Here is an 18762-nt window from a genome sequence, read left to right as displayed (position 1 = left end):
GCGTCCGGATCTTGAGCTGGAGGGCGGAGTGACATGTTATTCTAAGCCATAGTATCTGTTGTGATTGTACAGGAGACCGGATCATGATTCCTCAAGATCGGTTTCGCAGCCTCTTTCATAAATATTTGCTCGCGCTTTTCGTGGCTGTCGCAACCCCGCTGGCTTTCAACGGCGTCATCGAAGGCTGGTTCGGCTATCGCGATCAGCGCGCACGGCTTGACCAGTGGCTTGGTCTCCAGTCGGCATCCGCGGCCGCCGAAATACACGAATTCATCCAAGGCATCACAACTCAGCTGGGCTGGCTGGTCCAGCTTCCGTGGACCGAGGAGCCCGACGAGCGCCGGCGAACCGACGCGTTGCGCCTCCTTCGACAGGCGCCTGCCATCGCCAGTCTCACGCTCCTCGATGGCAATGGTCTGGAGCGTCTCTACATCTCGCGGATCGGCCTCAATCGAGTTGAGAGCCGCGCGGACCGGTCAGCCGATCCTGCTTTTGTCGGTGCCCGGGCAGCTCAGATCTGGTTCAGCGACGTCAGCTACAATCGAGGCTCCGAACCGTACCTGACGATTGCGATCGTCGGCAACCGGCCGGCTGTCGGCGTCGTCGTGGCCGAAGTCAACCTCAAGCTGATTTGGGACGTTATCTCGGCGATCAAGTTTGGAAAGACCGGCTACGCCTTCATCCTGGACCGATCGGGCCGCCTTATCGCCCATCCCGACATCAGCCTCGTTCTGCGCGGAGCGGAGGAAGCGACCTCCAAGCGCTTTCGGGCCGTGCGGGACGCAATCGGGCCGGGACGGGGGTTCGCAACCAGCCGGGATGCGCAAGGACATTATGTAGCTGCGAGCGCGGCTCCCATACAGGGCACCGATTGGACAGTCGTGGTCGAGCAGCCGTTATCCGAAGCCTATGCGCCGATCTATGCCGCCCTGTGGCGGACCGTCATGCTGCTCGCAATAAGCAGCCTGCTCGCAGGGGCTCTGGCCTATGCCCTGGCGGACCGCATGACGGAGCCAATCAAATTGCTCGAGGAGGGCACGGAGAGGATTGGTGCCGGGGCGCTCGACCACCGCATCTCGATACACACCGGGGACGAGTTTCAGCGCCTTGCGAACAGTTTCAACAGAATGGCTTCCGAGTTGGAGCTGGCGCAGCAGCATCAGGAGCGCATAGCCAGGCTCAGGCGGTTCCTTGCCCCTCAGGTCGCCGATCTCGTCGATCGAGCCGGCGACGACAGTGTGCTGGACGGCCGCCGTACGGAAGTCGTCGTTGTCTTCTGCGATCTGAGAGGTTTCACGGCGTTTTCGGCGGGAGCTGCGCCTGAGGAGGTGATGAGGGTGCTGTCGGAGTACTATGAAAGTCTGGGCGGGGTCATCGCGAAATTCGAAGCAACGCTGATCAACTTCTCCGGAGATGGGCTGATGGTCCTGGTGAACGCACCTGTCCCAATCGAAGAGCCTGCGTTGAGAGCCATCGATCTCGCCGTCGACATGCAGAGGAATGTGCAAGCCCTGATCGCCGGCTGGCGATTGCATGGCTACCACGTTGGCTTCGGAATCGGCCTTGCCAGCGGGCCTGCGACTGTCGGCCGGATCGGCTACAAGGATCGGCTCGACTACACCGCCATTGGCAGCGTCGTAAATCTCGCGGCCCGGCTGTGCGCATCTGCCGCAGACAAGGAAATCCTGATCGACGCCAAAGTCGCCGCCGGCGTCAAAGGCAGGCGGCCCGTTGCGGATCTCGGGCACCGCGAAATCAAGGGATATGACGAAGCCATTCCGGTCTTCGGGATATCCTTCGACTCTCTCTCTGGGAGAGGCCGGTCGTCCGCCGGATGAGCAGGACTGTTTGAGCGTTCGGGGCTATGCTCGGCCAATCGGCTGACGGCAGCGGGTAGCCATGAAGTGCACCAACTCTCGAGCAGGAACGCTACGAAGCCGCATCAAGCGGCGTGATGTCCTGCTTTTGATGGCAGGCGTCGCGGCGGGGACGACCAAATCCCATGCGCAGAAGCCCTCTGTGCCGGTCATTGGCTATCTTTGTCCGGAGTCGCCCGAGCTCTTTGCCAGTCGACTTCAGGCTTTCCACCAGGGACTAGGGGAGGCCGGTTTCGTCGAGGGCCGCAACGTCAAGATCGACTTTCAATGGGCTAGCGGACAATACTCTCGATTGCCTGCCTTGGCTGGCGAACTGGCCGCCCGCAATGTGGATGTGCTTGTCGCTCCCGGCGGCGCGCCCGTGGCGCTTGCCGCGAAAGCTGCGAGTACGACCAAGCCGATCGTTTTCGAGATGGGCGGCGACCCCGTCCAGCTGCACGTGGTCGATAGCCTGTCGCGGCCGGGCGGGAACATCACGGGGGTTTCGAGCTTGAGTGTCGACGTTTCGCCAAAGCGGCTTGAATTCATGCGCGACCTGATGCCCACGGCGACGAAGCTGATGGTCGTCACCAACCCGACAAGTCCGACCGCACAGTCACAATTGCAGAAGCTTCACGCTGCCGCTGACACTCTGGGTGTTCGCCTGGAAGTTTTGGGCGCAAGCAAGGAAGATGAGTTCGAAGCTGTGTTCGCTGCCCTGGCCAAGGACGGAGCAGGTGGACTCGTATTTACCTCCGACCCCTATTTTGCCTTTCGCAGCTCGCGGTTGGCCGCTCTCGCGGTAAAGTATCGCGTGCCCGCAATCACACAGACCCGGGACTTTCCCGTGGCTGGAGGTTTGATGAGCTATGGCGGAGATTTCATGCAGTCGCACCGGCGCGCGGGGGTCTATGCCGGACGGATCCTGTCGGGTGAGAAGCCTTCCGACCTTCCAGTCCAGCTCGTGACGAAGGTAGAGCTCGTCATCAACGTGAAGGCAGCAAGACTGCTGGGTCTTGCGTTCTCCTCTGCATTCGTTGCCGGCGCAGATGAGGTGATCGAGTAAACGACGCTTCCGAACGGGGGGCGTCGTCCGAGAGGTACGCCTGAGGCTGCGCCTCACTTCGAGGCCGTCGTCGCCGCTCCTTGCGCATTCTCCCGCACATGGATCACCGCGATGTCGTCCGCATAGATCCGCTTCCAGCCCTTGAGCTGGTCGAGGATCTGCGGACCTGGCGCATCGGCGACCAATAGCGTCGCGTCGATCTTGTGCTCATCCAGCAGGCGCGGCAGCAGCTCGGGCTTCTTGCCCTCGGTCGCCTTGAAGAAGTCCATCACGAACTTCTCGCCGTAGAGCTCGGCGCGGCCGTCGACGAAGACGGGAATGTCGCGCGCGATCAGATAGCCGCCGAACTGATAGGCGTTGAAGATGCGCTGCACCTTGAGCTTCTCGAGCAGGTCGACTGCCGCCACCGGCGTCTGCGTCATCGTAAAGGTGAAACGGTGGTGCCCCATATAGAGCGAGGTCGACGTCCAGCTCGCGGCCACGATCATCAGCGCGCCGAGTGCGGTGATGTAGCGGGCCGGCCAACGGTCGCCGTCAGCGGCGTCAACCGGCGGGCGGCCGAACATCTCGCCGAGCGGCTTTGCCAGCACCAGCGGCACCAGGAAGGCAAACGCCTCGATGCTCCTGACATGGGTCAGCGCGCTCCAGGTCAGGAACAGGATCAGGAAGATCCTGGGGGCCGAGAGCACGAGGCCGCGATAGTAACCGAGTGCGATCAGGCCGAGCAGTGCGCCTTCGAACGAGGTGAAGGTGGCGAAGTTCGCCGGCATCCATTCGAAGATCAGCGACAGCAGCTCGCCGAGGCTGAGGATGTTGGTCGCGCCCATCAGCGTCTTCCAGCCGTAAGGCGTGCAGCAGCTCGCGATCAGCGCGCCGACGCCGAACAGCACCCAGCGCAGGAACAGTTGGAGCCGTTTTCCCTTCTCGGCGTGCTCGACCGCCTCGAGCGAGATCGGACCGATCAGCGCAAGGCCCAGCACGAAGCCGCCGTGCAGATTGGCCCACAGCGCCATCAGCGGCAGCCAGGTCCAGGACGGCGCGCTCCTGCGATCGGCAGCCGCCATCAGCAGGCCGATCCACGCCACCATGACGGGCAGTGCCAGGATATGCGGACGCGACAGCACGTGATGCAGCGACAACAGCAGCGCCAGCATCGCAAACAGCACCGCGCGCGGCACCTCGATCTGCGCATCGAGCAGATAGACGAAGATTGCGGCCGACAGTGCGACGCCGAGCGCGGTGAGGATCACCGGCCCGGCCCAGCCCCATTGCGCGTAGGAGAATGCGAACATCACCTGCGACAGCCACGAGGTCGAAATCCAGGGCGCGCCCGTCCGCGTGAAGGAATAGAAATCCGTCTGCGGCATGGCGCCGTGATCGAGGATCCATTGCCCGATCTTGATCTGCCAGAACGAGTCGGAGTCCTGAAGCAGCGTGTCGCCGACAAAGAGGAAGAAGAGATAGGCGCCGGCCCCGACGCACAGCGGCACCAGGGACCGCGCGCGGCTCTGCACCGCAATGCTGTTGGCAAAGGAAAGGGACATGCCGCCTCGTCGTCCTGTTGTTCTTGCCGGTCGAGCACGATCCGGAGGGCCGCGTGAGCGCAAAGCGTGGTGCGGTTTTTCCGAGACGATCATGCTCGAACAAACGACCTGAAGTGCGACGAACTCATCATCTCATCGCGCTTCAGTCGAGCGGGCGGCATTGGAGCACGGGCGATCATAACTTCGGGTAAATCGCGCGCCGCATCATTGTCGCGGATATTTGCGATTTAACCGATTGTTTTCAATTTCGGTTTACCATCGGCCAATACGTGCAATCCGCTTCGTGTTTACGCAGTCGAATTAACTGCGGCGCAATTCTTTGTCTCTACGTTCGGCCGCATGGTCGGGCGGCGCTGGGAAGCCGAAAAGACCAGGCCAGTTTGTAGCCCTTTACTCTTTGGAGCAGTCTATGAAGAACCTCGTTTCGCGTTTCGTGAAAGACGAATCCGGCGCCACCGCCATCGAATACGGCCTGATCGCCGCCGGCATCGCGCTCGCGATCATCACCGTCGTCAACAACCTCGGCAGCTCGCTGAACACCAAGTTCGGCTCGATCTCGACCAGCCTGAAGTAAGTCTTGACGACTTCAGAGTTTCGAGAGCCCCGTCCCTGACGGGGCTCTTTTCTTTTGGGGCGGGGTCTGGAGCGGCCATCGCCTGATCCGGCAGATGCCGGCCGGGTCATCGCGCCTCCATCTCGAGACCGCGCTGCCAGGCAGGCGATGTCTTCGCGTCGGGATGCGAACTCCGCCCGCGCCATTCCAGACATATTTTCGTCACCCAAATCGATGCGACGGCGACCGCAATGCCGGCAACGATGTCGATGACGTAGTGCGCGCCGATCGCCGGCGTTGCTGCGATCATTAGCGCGTTGAGTAGGGCCGCGATGCCAGCGATCCAGCGCACCGGCCACAATGCCCATACGTAGAGCACGGCGGATGCGGCGTGAAAGCTCGGAAACGAGACGATGCCCGAGAGAAAGAACAGCCGTAGCTCGTGCAGGCTGCCATCGCGAAGCGCCAGGATGTCGCGCAGTTGCCCGGCATATACCGCGGTGTTGATTTCAGGAAAATGCGCGGCCGGCAGTTGCAGCCCGTAATAGGTGCCGATCGCCGGCACGATGGCGGAGATGGCGATGGTGACCGCAAGCGCGACGCTCATCGCGAGCATGAACAATTGCAGCCGCACATAGCGCGCTGTCAGCGCCAGCACGATGGGAATGCCGAGCAGCGGTAGCTTGATCAGTCCGTAGCTGCGCGCAAGACTGTGCGCGAGCCACGGATGGTCGTTGACGTAATGTGCGATCGGTTCGGGATCGAGGCCAATCGCGCGGTCGATCGTAAGCAGCGTCTGGTCCTGAAGCGGCCAGTTCAGCTTGCCGGCGACGTAGCTCAGCGGCCCGACGATGGCGCAGGTGAGAATGATTTGTCCGATCGTGCCGAGCGAAAACAGCAGCTTCGGGTCAGCAAGGTCGCCGTTGATGATCAGATGGCGATAGGCAACAGCGAGGAGTAACGCCGCAATTGCCAATGTCACCCCGTAGGCGACCGGCTCGAGTCCAAGTCCGGTAAAAAGGAGGCCGAGTGCCAATAGGGCAGCCATCCCGCCGATCGGAAACCAGTTCAGATGGAAGAGCCGCCAGGCGTTCCGGGAGTCCGCGTCGATCATGTTACAACGACCGGGATTGCATTACCGCGGTACGGTTACGGACCCCGCTTTAAGATCGTGGTAAGAAGTGTAGTTATCAAAATTACAACCTCTGCGAGGTGCTTTTAGGCGTCCCCTATGGTTTTACGGAATCGCGTGACGCTTCAGTCATTTCCATCTTGTCATCCACCCTGAATAGTTGTTCAGTCCTTGCGGGGCGATTTGCATCATTCGACGTGACGAAGCGTTTGGCCGCAGGGCGTGCGGCTGGCGTGTGGGACAGGAAGCGCGCCATGGTTTATCGGCGGACGCATCAAGTGGTGAAGCGCCTTGCGGCCCGGCGCAGTGCGATCTTGGCGGCGGCGCGGGAGGCTGCGGCGGAAGGCGGGATGGCGGCGGTGCAGATTGCGCCGGTCGCGGTCCGCGCGAACGTCGCGGCCGGCACGGTCTACCGTTATTTTCCGTCCAAGGCCGAGCTGATTTCCGAGCTCATTGCAGAGGTCTCCCGCGACGAGCTCGCGGCGATCCGGCGGGCGGCCGATGCCGCGCCGGGGCCGTCCTCGGCGCTGGCGGCCGCCGTCACCACGGTCGCGGTGCATACACTGTCGCAGCGCAGACTGGCCTGGGGCATCCTGGCCGAGCCCGTCGACGTCGATGTCAGCGCCTCGCGCCTTGCCAGCCGGCGCGAGATCGCCGGCGAGATCGCGTCCCGGATCGACGCCGCCGTGCGCGCCGGTCATCTGCCCGCGCAAGATACCGCACTCGCCGCCACCGCGCTGCTCGGCGCGCTGCATGAGGCCCTGGTCGGGCCGCTCGCGCCCGACAATCTCGAAGATCCCATCAAGATGCGCGATGCCGTGCAGACCGTGACGCTGCTGGCGCTGCGCGCCGTCGGCGTCATGGACGCGCGCGCCAGGGGTCTGGTGGTGCAGCAGACGCTGCTGCCGACCGCCAAGACGCTGGTTGGGGCCTAGAATAGGCCGCGCGACCCGCGCGGCGGCCTGATTGCGCTCAGGCCGTTGGCTGCGCTGGGCTTTTCGAAAAGCCCGAGCACAGCCGCCGAAGTCGCGTTCTACTGTGCATGGGGTTGTTTTCGCACTTTTTGTGTGAGCGGCCGAAAATCAGATGTTGGCGTCGCCCTCGGGGCCGACCGAGGCGATGCGCACCATGTTGGTGGTGCCGGGAATCCCGAGCGGCACGCCGGCGACGATGATGACGCGCTGGCCGGCGCGGACGAAGCCGTCGCGGAACGCGATCTGGCCGGCGCGGCCGACCATGTCGTCCTGGTCGCGTGCATCCTCCGCCACCACGCAGTGCACGCCCCAGACGACGGCGAGCCGCCGGCCGGCGGCGATGTTCGGCGTGATCGCCACGATCGGCGGCTTCGGCCGCTCGCGCGCCACGCGCACGGCGGTCGAGCCCGATGAGGTCCAGCAGATCAAGGCGGGCAGGTCGAGCGTCTCGGCGATCTGCCGGGCGGCGTCCGCGATGGCGTCGCCCGCCGTGGATTCCGGCGTGGGGCGCTGCGCCGTGATCACCGAGCGGTAGGTCGGGTCGCGCTCGACCTCCTCGCCGATGCGGTTCATGGTCGAGACCGCCTCGACCGGGAATTTGCCGGCCGCCGATTCCGCCGACAGCATGATGGCGTCGGCGCCCTCATAGACCGCGGTGGCGACGTCGGAGACTTCGGCGCGGGTCGGCACCGGCGACTGGATCATCGATTCCAGCATCTGGGTCGCGACCACCACCGGCTTGCCGGCGCGGCGCGCCATCCGCGTCATCTGCTTCTGCAGGCTCGGCACGCGCTCCAGCGGCAGCTCGACGCCGAGGTCGCCGCGCGCCACCATCAGCGCGTCGGAGGCCTCGATGATGTCGGCGAGGCGGTCGATCGCCTGCGGCTTCTCGATCTTGGCCATGACCGCGGCGCGGCCGCGGATCATCTTCTTGGCTTCGTGCACGTCGTCGGCGCGCTGCACGAAGGACAGCGCGATCCAGTCGACGCCGGTGACGAGCGCCGCCTCGAGGTCGGCGCGGTCCTTTGGCGTCATCGCGGAGACCGGCAGGTCGGTGTCGGGCAGGCTGACGCCCTTGCGGTCGCTCATCTTGCCGCCGACGACGACACGCGTCACCGCGTGCTCCTTCGAGGTCTCCTCGGCAATCAGCCGCACCTTGCCGTCGTCGAGCAGCAGGGCATGGCCCGGCCGGAGCGCGGCCAGGATCTCCGGATGGGGCAGGTGGACGCGCGTGGCATCACCCGGCGTCTTGTCGGAATCGAGCGTGAAGGTCTGGCCGTTCTGGAGCTGGACCGCACCGTCAGCGAAGGAGCCGAGCCTCAGCTTGGGGCCCTGGAGGTCGACCAGGATGCCGATCGGCCGGCCATAGCTGCTCTCGACGTTGCGGATCGTCGCCACCAACTCCCGCATCTTGTCGTGCGGGGTGTGGCTCATGTTGATGCGAAACAGGTCGGCGCCGGCCTCGAACAGGCGGCGGATCATCGCGAGGTCCGACGAGGCGGGTCCGAGCGTCGCGAGAATCTTGATACGGCGAAGGCGCCTCATGGCTTACTTCCAGACGGGGGGGCAGCGGCTGGCGGAAGGCCAGGCGCGGGGGGCGTACCACCGGGCGGGCTGTTGGGCAAACCCGGAACCCCACCCGGTCCGACAGGGCCGGGCAGGCCGGGCACGCGCTGCTGCGCCGGCTGTTCGTTGGCGTCCGTGAGCTGGACCGTCCAGGCCCGCTGCTCGCCGGTGTCGACCTCGAAATAGCCGGTGCGATCGTAGCCGCGCGCCAGGCAATCCTCGGTGCCGCGGATGGTGAACTCCTTGTCGCGCGAGCACATGAAAGCCTGACCCGACCATTCGCCGCCGCGATCATAGTCGATGGCGTAGATGTAATAATAACGGGCGACCAACGTTCCCCGCAGCAACGTCTCGCAGGAGCGGGACGAGATGTTCCACCAGCCCTCGGTGGTCCAGCCCTCGGCGTCCTTGTAGCCCAGTGCGATGCCGACCCGGCTCGACGTGTTGTTGCAGAGACGGAAGTCGGCCGAGGCCGGGCTGCTCCACAAGCACAGCAGGCCGACCGCCAGCACCGGGACCAACCGGGCGAGCAGGCGAAGGAGGGGGCGGGGAGATTCGGCGATCATTGTCGCGGAAGCTATATCAGATGATTGACGATTTGGCGTAGGGGCCGGGAACTGCTCCAAACGCCGGGTTCGGGTCCGTTTGCGCCGTGATATGGCAAAATCTGTGACAGGACCCCACCTGATCCCGTAAGGGTGACCGCCATCGGGGCAGGCCTTGAGGAATTCAGCCATGGCAATCGACGACAAAACCAGAACGGAGCTCGAGGCAGCCGCTTTCCGCCGCCTGGTCGATCATTTGAAGACGCGGACCGATGTGCAGAACATCGACCTGATGAATCTCGCCGGCTTCTGCCGCAACTGCCTGTCCAACTGGCTCAAGGACGCCGCCGACGCCCAGGGCGTCGCGCTGAGCAAGGACGAGAGCCGCGAGGCCGTCTACGGCATGCCCTACGAGACCTGGAAGTCGAAATACCAGGGCTCGGCCACGCCCGAGCAGCTCGAGGCGATGAAGAAGGTCCATCCCCACGGGCATTGAAGAGCCCGTTTGCGGGCAGCGCCTTGAGTCGCACCACACAACAGCTTTCTTCAGCCGGCTGCAGGAAGGTGTGGGCGCGCTGTGGACGAGCGCGATGCTTGCTTGAACGCGGGGGGCGCCAACCCTAAGGGTCTACCCAGCACGCGCGGTGACGATGCCGGCGTCACCTCGTTTTGCCAGTTCCATTGGGAGTACCAAGATGGCCACCTCCGCCGCCGTCCGCGACGACGAGCCCGCGACGAAATTTGCCAAGGACCAGCTCAAATCCATCATCGAGCGCATCGAGCGGCTGGAGGAAGAGAAGAAGGCCATCTCCGACGACATCCGTGACGTCTATGCCGAGAGCAAGGGCAACGGCTACGACGTCAAGGCGCTGCGCACCATCGTGCGCCTGCGCAAGCAGGACCCCAACGAGCGTGCCGAGGCCGAGACCATCCTCGAGACCTATATGCAGGCGCTGGGGATGCTCTGAGGCGACGAGGTTGCGGCGTCAGCCGTAGCGCGTACCGCGGCCCGGCCGCGATTTGCAGCGCCGCCGGCTTGGGCAAAATCGGCTCCTCTGCTACAGTGCTCGGTGAAGGGACCGAGCAATGGACGTGCCTGGACCAGAGCGCAGGCTCGCAGCGGTCCTCGCGGCTGACATGGTCGGCTTTAGTCGGCTCATGGAGGTCGACGAGGGCGGCACGCTCGCGCGCCTCAAGACCCACCGGATCGAGCTCATCGACCCGGCGATTGCCAAAAATCATGGCCGCATCATCAAGACGACGGGCGATGGCCTGCTCGTCGAATTCCACAGCGTCGTCGACGCCGTGGTGTGCGCTGCCGAAATTCAGAGCCGGATGGGACGCCGCAACGCCGACGTCCCGCCGCCGCGATGGATACAATTCCGCATCGGTATCAATCTTGGCGATGTGATCGTCGATCAGAACGACATTTTCGGCGACGGTGTCAACGTCGCGGCACGGTTGGAGGCTCTGGCCGAGCCCGGAGGCATCTGCATCTCGAGCGCGGTGCGCGACCAACTCGGCGAGCGCCTCGACGGCGTTGCATTCGAGGACATCGGCGAGCAGAACGTCAAGAACATCGCCCGTTCGATCCGCGTCTACCGGATTCGATTGGAGGATGCGCCGGCAGCCACGCCGGCCGGCACGGCGGGCGCTGCAAAGGCGACTGGCAAGTCGAAGAAGCCGTCCATCGCCGTGCTGCCCTTCGCCAACATGAGCGGCGATCCCGAGCAGGAGTTCTTTGCCGACGGTCTGACCGAAGACATCATCACGGAGCTTTCGCGCTTCCACGATTTGCTCGTCATCTCCCGCAACTCGACCTTCGTCTACAAGGGCAAGGCCGTAAAGGTGCAGGATGTCGGCCGCGAATTCGGTGTCGACTACGTGATCGAGGGAAGCGTGCGAAAGGCCGGGGATCGTGTTCGCGTCACCGTGCAGCTGATCGATGCGGAAACCGATCGGCATATCTGGGCCGAGCGGTATGACGGCGAGCTCAAGGACATCTTCGCGATCCAGGACGAGATGACGCGGGCCATCGCCGCCACGTTGCCCGGCCGTGTCGAGGCGGCCACGCACGATCGGGCGAACCGCAAGCCAACGGACAACATGGCGGCCTATGAATGCGTTCTGGCCGCTAAGATCCTGCACCACCGCTCCAATCGCGAAGACAACGCACGGGCGCGGCTTCTGCTCGAGCGGGCGCTCGAGCTCGACGCGAACTATGCTCACGCACATGCGTGGAAGGCGTGCGTCCTGGGCCAGAGCTGGGTCTATAGCTGGTGCGACGATCGCGACGCCACCTTCCAACAGGTGGCCGCCGAGCTGGAGATCGCGCTGGTTCTCGACGACAATGACAGCGACGTTCACCGCATCCTCGCGGCGCTCAATCTGAACCGCGACAACCATGACAAGGCCGCCTACCATCAGGAGCGCGCGCTCGCGCTCAATCCGAACTATGATCTCGTGGTGGTGCAGCAGGGCGAGCTGCTGACCTGGCTGGGGCGGCCGGAAGAGGGCATCGACTGGATCAAGAAGGCGATGAGGCTCAACCCTTATCATCCGGAACGGTTCTGGAGCCATCTCGGGCGGGCTTATTACTGCGCCGAGAAATACGCCGAAGCCGCCGAAGCTTTCTCGCGGATCTCACGGCCCGATCACACCCATCACGCGTTCCTTGCGGGGATCTTCGCGCAAATGGGCAACACGGTGGCGGCAGGCGCGCATGCGGCCGAAGTTCTCAAGCGTGAACCGGCGTTTTCGGTGGCCAATCATCTTTCGACCCAGCATTATAAGCAAAACGTCGATCGTCAGCGCTATGAAGCAGGCCTTCTCCAGGCAGGCCTGCCGGCTTGATCCGGCGCGCAGCGAAAACCGGTTGGCGATCATCGAGAGTGAGACCGTGACCGAGCCGCTGTTGCCGTCCGAGGTGCGCCGGGCCTTCGACGCCTTTCCCGTGCCGATGCGCAAGCGGCTCCTGCAGGTGCGCGATCTGATCTTTGCGACGGCCGCGGCGCATGACGAGGTCGGACGGCTTAGCGAAACCCTGAAATGGGGCGAGCCTGCTTATCTGACCGAAGCAAGCGGCAGCGGCTCGACGATACGACTCGGCCGCGTCAAGGACTCCGCACACGCCGCCATTCTGTTCAACTGCAAGACGACGTTGATCGACACGTTCCGCGAGCGCTTCCCCGATCGGTTCGAATACCGGCAGACCAGGGCCCTGCTGTTGCCGGTGGCGGGCAAGCTGCCGAAACAGGAGATCATCGTCTGCCTGTCGCTGGCGCTGACCTATCATCTCGATCGGCGGGGCAGGACATAGCGGTCGCGGACTCGTAGCCCGGACGAGCGAAGCGATATCCGCGATGTGCGCAGGCAGTTTCCCCGAATGTCGCTTCGCTCATCCGGGCTACGAGGCTGCAGATGAAACACACCAGGACGACGGCGGGGGTCTTGGAAGCAGTGAGGACGACCGAGCTAGCTCAGCGCAGCGCGGCTGTGCGCATGACGAACGAGGTCGTCTCGAGCTTTGCGGTGGCGCTGCCCGAGAAGCTGTCGCAGGCCAGGCCAGGCATCGGATCGTCGGCGAAGCCCATCGCGATCACCGCCTGCGGCTTGACGAAATAGCCGCGCAGCGCCGCCGTATCGAGCTCGCCCATCAGCGTGACCGACATCGCGCGGCTGGCGCTCGGCGACAGCATCACGATCTTGAGCCAGATGCCTTCGCCCTTGGCCGCGGAGAGGCGGGTCGCGTTTGCGACCCTGCCGTCGACGCTCTTGCCGACCACCGTGTTGATCTCGGTTGCCTGAGCGACGCTGCGGGAGCCCGCGGTAGAGCGCGTCGAGCGCGGGATCGGCGCAGAGGCGGCGACGACATTGCCGCGGTCGACCGGGGAGGCGGCCGGCGCGTAAGCCAGAGCCTGCAGTGTTGCGCTGGCGACGCTCGCGGTCGCGTGGGGATCGGTGGTGGCGGCAAGCGCCTGGCGTGCCTTCAGGGCGGCCACCTGAGCCGGCGTTGCCTGCTGCGGCGTCGCCGGGATGTCATCCCAGAAGCCGCGGGCATTGATGATGTCCGCCGGGGTCTCGGGCTTGGCGTCGGCAGATCGGGCGGTCGCCGGCTTGTCGGCCACGGGTTTCGGCCTGGGCGGCGTAACGATCTGCGCATCGGCCGAGGCGAGCTGGAGCGTGCCTGCGATCTGCGGCTTGGCGCGGGGCGTCGGCACCGGCTCGGCGGGCTTAGCGGCGGCTGCGACGACGGTCGGTGCCGTCGGCTTCGCGGCCGGGGCGGGCGCGCCCTCGTCATCCTCGTCGCTGCTGGCGGCCGGAGCCGTCGACTTGCCCTTGAACAGGGCGGCGAAGAAATTGGGCTTGCTGCCGGAATCATCGCCGCTGCCGCGCCGCTCGATTTCGGCCCTGGCGACCTCATAGTTCTTCAGCGGCACGCCGTCGGTCGGCAGATGCACCGTCTTTCCGTCCGGGAAGACCCGGGCGAGCTGGTCATGCGTCATGCGCGGCCAGTGCCGGACGCTGCCGGTATCCAGATGCACGAAGGGCGAGCCGGAGGTCGGGTAGAAGCCGACGCCGCCGCGCTGCAGGCGCAGGCCGGCGAAACGGATCTGCTCCAGCGCCACGCCGGGAATGTAGAAGTCCATCGCATGCCCCAGCATGTGCTGGCTGGAGCGCGCCACACCGGAGGAGCGGCGGCGGAGCATGGCGTTGGTGGCGGGGGAGCGGTAGGACGAGATGATCTGGATCGGCTGCTTGCCGTCGACGTCGCGATAGACTTCCCAGAGGATGTCGAACAGGCGACGGTCCATGACCGTCGATTCCTGGGTGCGCCAGTCGCGCAGGAAGTGGTTGAGCTGCTTCAGCGCGGCTTCGTCATAGCGCCCGTCGCGCTTGAAGGTGACGGTGAGGTCTTCCCCGGAATGCGTGTGGTGGAAGGAGAGCGTCTTGGTCTCGTTCAGCGCGGCGGCGTCATGAACCGAGCCTGCGGCAGCAAGCAACACTGCGGCAGCGAGGCCGATCCTGGATCCGGCCTTCACTCCCGCATGGGACAACGACAGCACAGCAAATTGGCGTGCGAGACTAGTCAGCACGTATGAGCCCACCCAGTCGACGAGCGTTCAAATGGACTCTCCCGCCAACCCCGTTAGCAGTGCGAAAGAGGGTGAACGCTTTCTTAAAGCAAGAAGGTTAATTCGAGGTTGACCTTCCCGCCCCCAAACCAAGTCAGAATACAATCCTAAACGGTTGACTGTGGCAAAAAAACGCCCGCATCCCCGGCGGAGAATGGTTAACGTTAAGCGACCCCATCCAGGGGACGGGGTCGCTGATTTCATTGTGGAATTTCAGAGATCAGGGCGCTGAGGCCTCAGCGGGTGAACACCCGCTGCTGCTGGGGCCGGCGGCCGACCGGTGCCGGCGGCGGGGTCGGCGCCCCGAACAGGCGCTCGAAGAAATTCGGACCGGACGAGCCGAAGCCGCCACCATTGTTGGCCACCGCCACCCCCGACGGCAGCGTCGTCGCCGGACGTGAATAGCTCGGCTGGGAATGCGCCACGACGGCCTCGAGGTCCTTGCCGCTCTTGTTCTTCAGGATGTTGATCATGGTCGCGTCGCGGCCATAGACGTCCTTGCGGAATTGCAGCTTGCCGGCGTCATCCACGAACGCGGTCTGATAGGTGAGGTTGACCGGGACCGGGGTCGGGAATTTCAGGTCGATCTCGCTCTTGCCGTACATGCTGCGCACGCGCTCGGGCGTGTACTTCTCGTTCGGCATGACGATGTTGAGCAGCACGGAGGCGTACTGATCCGGATATTGCACGCGCATGCAGCCGTGGCTGAAGGCGCGGTCTTCCCTGGCGAACAGGTTCTTGTCCGGGGTGTCGTGCTGATAGACCAGGAACTTGTTCGGGAAGTTGAAGCGGATGCGGCCGAGCGCGTTGGCTTCGCCGGGCGGCTGGGAGATGTGCACCGAGCCGTCGCGGTTCTGCTCGAGCCTGAGGCCCATGCGCTGGAGCACGGTCGGATCCTGCTGCAGCGCCGGCAGGTACTCGTTGTAGACGATCGACGGCGGCACGTTCCAGGTCGGATTGACCGTGATGTACTTCATCGTCTCGGTGAGCAGCGGCGTCGCGTGCGAGCCCGGCTTGCCGGTGACGACGCGGGTGGTCCAGACCTGCTGGCCGCGCTGCATCACCTTCAGCGTGTAGTCGGGAATGTTGAGGATGACGTAGGCGTCGCCCAGCGCGGGCGCGCCGAGGTCGCGCGGCAGCCAGCGCCAGCGCTCCATGTTCACCAGCACCACGTCGATCTGCTTGTCGCGCTTGGGCGTGTTGAGCGCCTTGACGGTCTTGTCGTCGAGGATGCCGGTCGCCTTCATCTCGGCGCCGCTCTGGAATTTGCGCACGGCGTCGGCGACCGCGGCGTCGTAGCGGGTGTCGTTCGCGTTCTCGGCGATGCCGAGCTTGGCGCGCAGCTGCGGCACGCGCGAATCTTCCACGACGATCTCGGCCTGCTTCTTGCCGGCCGGCGTGTATTTCAGCGTCGGACCGTCGGCGATCTCGATCACCGGGCCGTTGCCCAGGCCGCGCAGCTCCGCGAGCTTGGCCTTCAGCTCCTTGTAGAGCTTGTGCGGCGGGTTGTAGCTGTCGAGCGCCGCGGAGGAGTCCGTCGCGGTCGTGACCTTGGCGAGCACATCGTTCGGATCGACCGGGTGCTCGGGGTAGAGGATGTCGCCACTGACCTGCGACCAGTGCATGCGGCCGCTCTGGGCCTGGCGCGCATAGTCGAACATGCTGGCGGTGAGCTTGAGCTCGGCATCGGCGAGCGCATCGGGGGTCGTCGCGGCGGCGAAATCCGGCACCGGATAGTCGGACGGATTGAGGCCGTCGGAGGCCGCATCCTTGAGCCGTGCGATCACGCCCTTGGCCGCCGGGGTCAGGCTGCCGCCTTGCGTCCAGACCGGCGCGAAGCCGCGGGCATCGTAAAACTTCTCGATCGCCGCACGCTCGTTCTTGCGGTCGAAATGACGCGACGTCTTGGCGCCGATGATGTCCTTGAGCCTGTCGGCAACCGGCTGGTCGGCAGCGGGAACGTTGCTCGCGGCCTTCACCGGCTCGGCGGCCGGCGCCGCCGCGGCGGGCGCCGCAGGCGCAGCCGGCGTGGTGGTCGCGGTGTCAGCTTTGGCGGGCTCGCTCTGGGCGGGTTCTGTCTTCGCAGGTTCTGTCGCAGATTCTGTCTTGGCCACCTCGCCCTTCGGCGCCTCGGTGGCAGGCGTGGTGGCGACGTCGGAAGGCTTCGGCTCGACCTTGTCGACCGATGGTGCGGCCCCGGTCTTCGCAGGTTCCTTGGTCGCGTCCTGAAGCGTCGCGGTGGTGTCGAGCTTGATGTCGGATGCGGTCGGGGGCGGCACGTTGGCCGGTTCGGGGCGCGGGATCGCGGCTTCGATCGCAAGCTCTGCGGCGCTGCTGCGCCCCTGATCCTGCGCCAGGGCTGAGCCGGCCGACACCGTGAGGAAGGTTGCCGCGACCGTCATCAAGACACGGTCAAAGCCTGCACGGTGGTTCAAACAGTCACGCATTGTGTCGCACCCCTTGGGTGAACTGTCCCTCGTGGAACAGCTTCGTTATCGCCAATTGAGTTTCGGCTAAATCGCGCCGGCCCCTCGAAAGTTGCACGCCTGCACGCAACGATTCCCACGTAGACGATATACAGGCCCCGAATTCGCAGCCAGCGCTACACGGGGCAACTCACGACAAACTGACTTCAAGGCAGCCTCTTGGCAACGGATTGTGCGCTTCTGCGGCGCGCTTTTCCCTGTGTCTGTCACTTCCAAGTCACGGTTCAAGTCGCAGCCAAATCTCTCGCCAAGCGAACGGCTTAGAGCTGTCCCGCGGAGGCACGCACCCCTTGTTCGCATCAGGCTCAGTGCGTCTCCTCGCCGCTTTTCCCGCCATGGCCGGGAACGCCTGCTTCGTCGAGTTTGCGGTACAGCGTGGACCGGCCGATCTTGAGGCGGCGGGCGACTTCGGACATTTGCCCGCGATAATGCGAGATGGCGAACCGGATGATCTCGTTCTCCATCTCCTCCAGCGAGCGGACGTCGCCGCTCGGGGTCAGCATCGAGAGAGTTCCAACCGACGACGGGAGAGGCGCGATCGGTATTTCGTTACCCGACACCAGGGAGGGTGCCGCGGCCGGCTCGAGCATCAGTGGTGCTGTCGGAATCTCGGTTGCGGCGGGCGCTTGCGAGGTGAGCAGGGGGAAATCGGCAAAGCCGAGCTGGTCGCCGTCGCTCATCACCACCGCACGGTAGACCGCGTTTTCGAGCTGGCGGATGTTGCCGGGCCAGTCGAGCTGGGCGAGGTGCGCCACCGCCTCGCCACTGATGCCGGTGATGGGGCGGTTCTCCTCGGCGGCAAAGCGCGCCAGGAAATGCCGCAGCAGGTGCGGAATGTCCTCGCGCCGGGCGCGCAGCGAAGGGATCGTCAGCGGCAGCACGTGCAGGCGATAGAACAGGTCCTCCCGGAAGTGTCCCTGCTTCACCCGTTCCAGCAGCTTGCGATTGGTTGCCGAGACGATGCGCACGTCGACCTTGACAGGCTTGCGGCCGCCGACTGCCTCGACCGCGCCTTCCTGGAGCGCGCGCAAGAGCTTGACCTGCGCCGTCAGGGGCAACTCGCTGACCTCGTCCAGGAACAGCGTGCCGCCATGGGCCTCGACGAACTTGCCCATGTGCCGCTCGGTGGCGCCGGTGAAGGCGCCCTTCTCGTGGCCGAACAGAATGGACTCGACGAGATTGTCGGGGATCGCGCCACAATTGACCGCGACGAAGGGCTTTGCCTTGCGCTCGCCGCTGCCGTGGATGGCACGCGCGAACATCTCCTTGCCGACGCCGGACTCGCCCTCGATCAGCACGGGAATCGCGGAGTTCGCCGCCTTCTGCGCGGCGCGCATCACGCCCGCCATCGCCTCGGAGCGGGTGATGATGTCGGAGAAGGTCAGCCGGCCCTCGCGGCTGTGACGGATGCGCTGCAATTCGCCCTTCAGTGCGGACGCGGCGAGCGCGTTGCGCAACGAGACCTGAAGTCGTTCGAGGCCGACCGGCTTGACGACGAAATCGGCCGCGCCGGCGCGCATCGCCGAGATCACGTTGTCGATGCCGCCATGCGCGGTCTGCACGATGACGGGGATGCTGAGGCCGGCGTCGCGGATCTTTGCCAGCACGCCCATGCCGTCGAGGCCGGGCATCACGAGGTCGAGGATGACGCCGTCGATGGCGGGGGCGTCGGGCGCGGTGAGGGCGGCGATCGCCGCATCGCCGGAGTCCACGACGACCGTTTCATAGCCGCATTTCTGCACCATGTTTTCGACCAGCCGGCGGGCTACGGCGTCGTCGTCGGCGATCAAAATACAGGCAGCCATGGTGTTCCCCGCACGCTACTACTATCTGTCTCGAATCGGGGCACTCTGGCCGAAGCCGATTAACGCACTCTTAAACCTTGATGCCCCCGCCCGCCGTCGC

15 protein-coding genes are annotated in these 18762 nt (G+C 64.7%); 8 read left to right on the top strand and 7 right to left on the bottom strand.

Translation table 11 applies throughout. The features are described 5' to 3' along the window. Window positions 1-83 precede the first annotated feature (83 nt). Together HAP40_RS33120 and HAP40_RS33115 are read left to right on the top strand one after the other, a co-directional pair. Window positions 84-1838: a cache domain-containing protein gene (locus HAP40_RS33120; RefSeq protein ID WP_166813355.1), complete on the top strand. Its 1755-nt coding sequence runs from the start codon at window positions 84-86 to the stop codon at window positions 1836-1838. 130 nt (window positions 1839-1968) lie between these two features. Then, the gene (locus HAP40_RS33115) at window positions 1969-2922 is read left to right on the top strand and encodes an ABC transporter substrate-binding protein (protein ID WP_208024915.1); all 954 of its coding nucleotides are present in this window, start codon (window positions 1969-1971) and stop codon (window positions 2920-2922) included. 53 nt (window positions 2923-2975) lie between these two features. On the opposite strand, the gene HAP40_RS33110 is transcribed toward HAP40_RS33115, so the two are convergent. Then, window positions 2976-4466 carry a hypothetical protein gene (locus tag HAP40_RS33110; protein ID WP_166813357.1) on the bottom strand — a complete coding sequence of 497 codons (1491 nt, stop codon included), beginning with the start codon at window positions 4464-4466 and terminating at the stop codon, window positions 2976-2978. Window positions 4467-4875: 409 nt separating this feature from the next. On the opposite strand from HAP40_RS33110, the gene HAP40_RS33105 reads away from it, so the two are divergent. Next, window positions 4876-5040, top strand: a complete 165-nt coding sequence (locus HAP40_RS33105; protein WP_166813359.1) for a Flp family type IVb pilin — start codon at window positions 4876-4878, stop codon at window positions 5038-5040. 106 nt (window positions 5041-5146) lie between these two features. Here the strand turns inward: HAP40_RS33105 and HAP40_RS33100 are convergent, their stop codons facing one another. Next, window positions 5147-6133: a phosphatase PAP2 family protein gene (locus HAP40_RS33100; RefSeq protein WP_166813361.1), complete on the bottom strand. Its 987-nt coding sequence runs from the start codon at window positions 6131-6133 to the stop codon at window positions 5147-5149. Between the two features lie 272 nt (window positions 6134-6405). Between HAP40_RS33100 and HAP40_RS33095 the strand changes: the two genes are divergently transcribed. Continuing rightward, window positions 6406-7086, top strand: coding sequence for a TetR/AcrR family transcriptional regulator (locus HAP40_RS33095; RefSeq protein WP_166813363.1), 681 nt, complete (start codon window positions 6406-6408; stop codon window positions 7084-7086). A gap of 147 nt (window positions 7087-7233) precedes the next feature. Here HAP40_RS33095 and pyk read toward each other — a convergent pair whose 3' ends face one another. Then, window positions 7234-8670, bottom strand: coding sequence for a pyruvate kinase (pyk, locus tag HAP40_RS33090; protein WP_166813365.1), 1437 nt, complete (start codon window positions 8668-8670; stop codon window positions 7234-7236). Further along, on the bottom strand, window positions 8667-9257 hold the full coding sequence (locus tag HAP40_RS33085; RefSeq protein ID WP_166813368.1) for a DUF1036 domain-containing protein: 591 nt from the start codon (window positions 9255-9257) through the stop codon (window positions 8667-8669). The genes pyk and HAP40_RS33085 overlap by 4 nt, the downstream gene beginning before the upstream one ends. A gap of 169 nt (window positions 9258-9426) precedes the next feature. Here HAP40_RS33085 and HAP40_RS33080 point away from each other — a divergent pair, with 169 nt between their 5' ends. The 4 genes from HAP40_RS33080 (at window position 9427) to HAP40_RS33065 (ending at window position 12555) form a co-directional block, all read left to right on the top strand. Next, window positions 9427-9732, top strand: coding sequence for a DUF1244 domain-containing protein (locus HAP40_RS33080; protein ID WP_166813370.1), 306 nt, complete (start codon window positions 9427-9429; stop codon window positions 9730-9732). Window positions 9733-9931: 199 nt separating this feature from the next. Further along, a complete protein-coding gene (locus HAP40_RS33075; protein WP_018641571.1) occupies window positions 9932-10204 on the top strand; it encodes a DUF2312 domain-containing protein in 273 nt (90 codons plus the stop codon). A 118-nt stretch (window positions 10205-10322) separates the two neighbouring features. After that, window positions 10323-12089, top strand: coding sequence for an adenylate/guanylate cyclase domain-containing protein (locus HAP40_RS33070; RefSeq protein ID WP_166813372.1), 1767 nt, complete (start codon window positions 10323-10325; stop codon window positions 12087-12089). A gap of 46 nt (window positions 12090-12135) precedes the next feature. Next, window positions 12136-12555, top strand: a complete 420-nt coding sequence (locus HAP40_RS33065) for a DUF1801 domain-containing protein (RefSeq protein ID WP_166819246.1) — start codon at window positions 12136-12138, stop codon at window positions 12553-12555. Window positions 12556-12715: 160 nt separating this feature from the next. Here the strand turns inward: HAP40_RS33065 and HAP40_RS33060 are convergent, their stop codons facing one another. From HAP40_RS33060 to HAP40_RS33050, 3 genes are all read right to left on the bottom strand, one after another. Continuing rightward, window positions 12716-14344, bottom strand: coding sequence for a DUF882 domain-containing protein (locus HAP40_RS33060; RefSeq protein ID WP_166813374.1), 1629 nt, complete (start codon window positions 14342-14344; stop codon window positions 12716-12718). Between the two features lie 263 nt (window positions 14345-14607). Then, entirely contained in the window at window positions 14608-16818 is a 2211-nt protein-coding gene (locus HAP40_RS33055) for a L,D-transpeptidase family protein (protein WP_166813376.1), read from the bottom strand. 344 nt (window positions 16819-17162) lie between these two features. Beyond that, the gene (locus HAP40_RS33050) at window positions 17163-18662 is read right to left on the bottom strand and encodes a sigma-54-dependent transcriptional regulator (protein ID WP_166813378.1); all 1500 of its coding nucleotides are present in this window, start codon (window positions 18660-18662) and stop codon (window positions 17163-17165) included. Window positions 18663-18762: the final 100 nt, after the last annotated feature.

Origin of the sequence: Bradyrhizobium sp. 1(2017) (genome assembly GCF_011602485.2) — a bacterium.
Classification (GTDB): domain Bacteria; phylum Pseudomonadota; class Alphaproteobacteria; order Rhizobiales; family Xanthobacteraceae; genus Bradyrhizobium.
The sequence above is the reverse complement of the archived record's forward strand: the minus strand, read 5'-3'. Positions and strand labels throughout refer to the sequence as shown.

What these genes read in the sequence shown, in the direction of transcription:
- HAP40_RS33095 (WP_166813363.1), top strand. Translation starts at nt 6,406, where the DNA reads ATGGTTTATCGGCGGACGCATCAAGTGGTGAAGCGCCTTGCGGCCCGG.
- HAP40_RS33055 (WP_166813376.1), bottom strand. Translation starts at nt 16,818, where the DNA reads ATGCGTGACTGTTTGAACCACCGTGCAGGCTTTGACCGTGTCTTGATG.
- HAP40_RS33105 (WP_166813359.1), top strand. Translation starts at nt 4,876, where the DNA reads ATGAAGAACCTCGTTTCGCGTTTCGTGAAAGACGAATCCGGCGCCACC.
- HAP40_RS33070 (WP_166813372.1), top strand. Translation starts at nt 10,323, where the DNA reads ATGGACGTGCCTGGACCAGAGCGCAGGCTCGCAGCGGTCCTCGCGGCT.
- HAP40_RS33110 (WP_166813357.1), bottom strand. Translation starts at nt 4,466, where the DNA reads ATGTCCCTTTCCTTTGCCAACAGCATTGCGGTGCAGAGCCGCGCGCGG.
- HAP40_RS33080 (WP_166813370.1), top strand. Translation starts at nt 9,427, where the DNA reads ATGGCAATCGACGACAAAACCAGAACGGAGCTCGAGGCAGCCGCTTTC.
- pyk (WP_166813365.1), bottom strand. Translation starts at nt 8,670, where the DNA reads ATGAGGCGCCTTCGCCGTATCAAGATTCTCGCGACGCTCGGACCCGCC.
- HAP40_RS33115 (WP_208024915.1), top strand. Translation starts at nt 1,969, where the DNA reads ATGGCAGGCGTCGCGGCGGGGACGACCAAATCCCATGCGCAGAAGCCC.
- HAP40_RS33085 (WP_166813368.1), bottom strand. Translation starts at nt 9,257, where the DNA reads ATGATCGCCGAATCTCCCCGCCCCCTCCTTCGCCTGCTCGCCCGGTTG.
- HAP40_RS33100 (WP_166813361.1), bottom strand. Translation starts at nt 6,133, where the DNA reads ATGATCGACGCGGACTCCCGGAACGCCTGGCGGCTCTTCCATCTGAAC.
- HAP40_RS33050 (WP_166813378.1), bottom strand. Translation starts at nt 18,662, where the DNA reads ATGGCTGCCTGTATTTTGATCGCCGACGACGACGCCGTAGCCCGCCGG.
- HAP40_RS33075 (WP_018641571.1), top strand. Translation starts at nt 9,932, where the DNA reads ATGGCCACCTCCGCCGCCGTCCGCGACGACGAGCCCGCGACGAAATTT.
- HAP40_RS33120 (WP_166813355.1), top strand. Translation starts at nt 84, where the DNA reads ATGATTCCTCAAGATCGGTTTCGCAGCCTCTTTCATAAATATTTGCTC.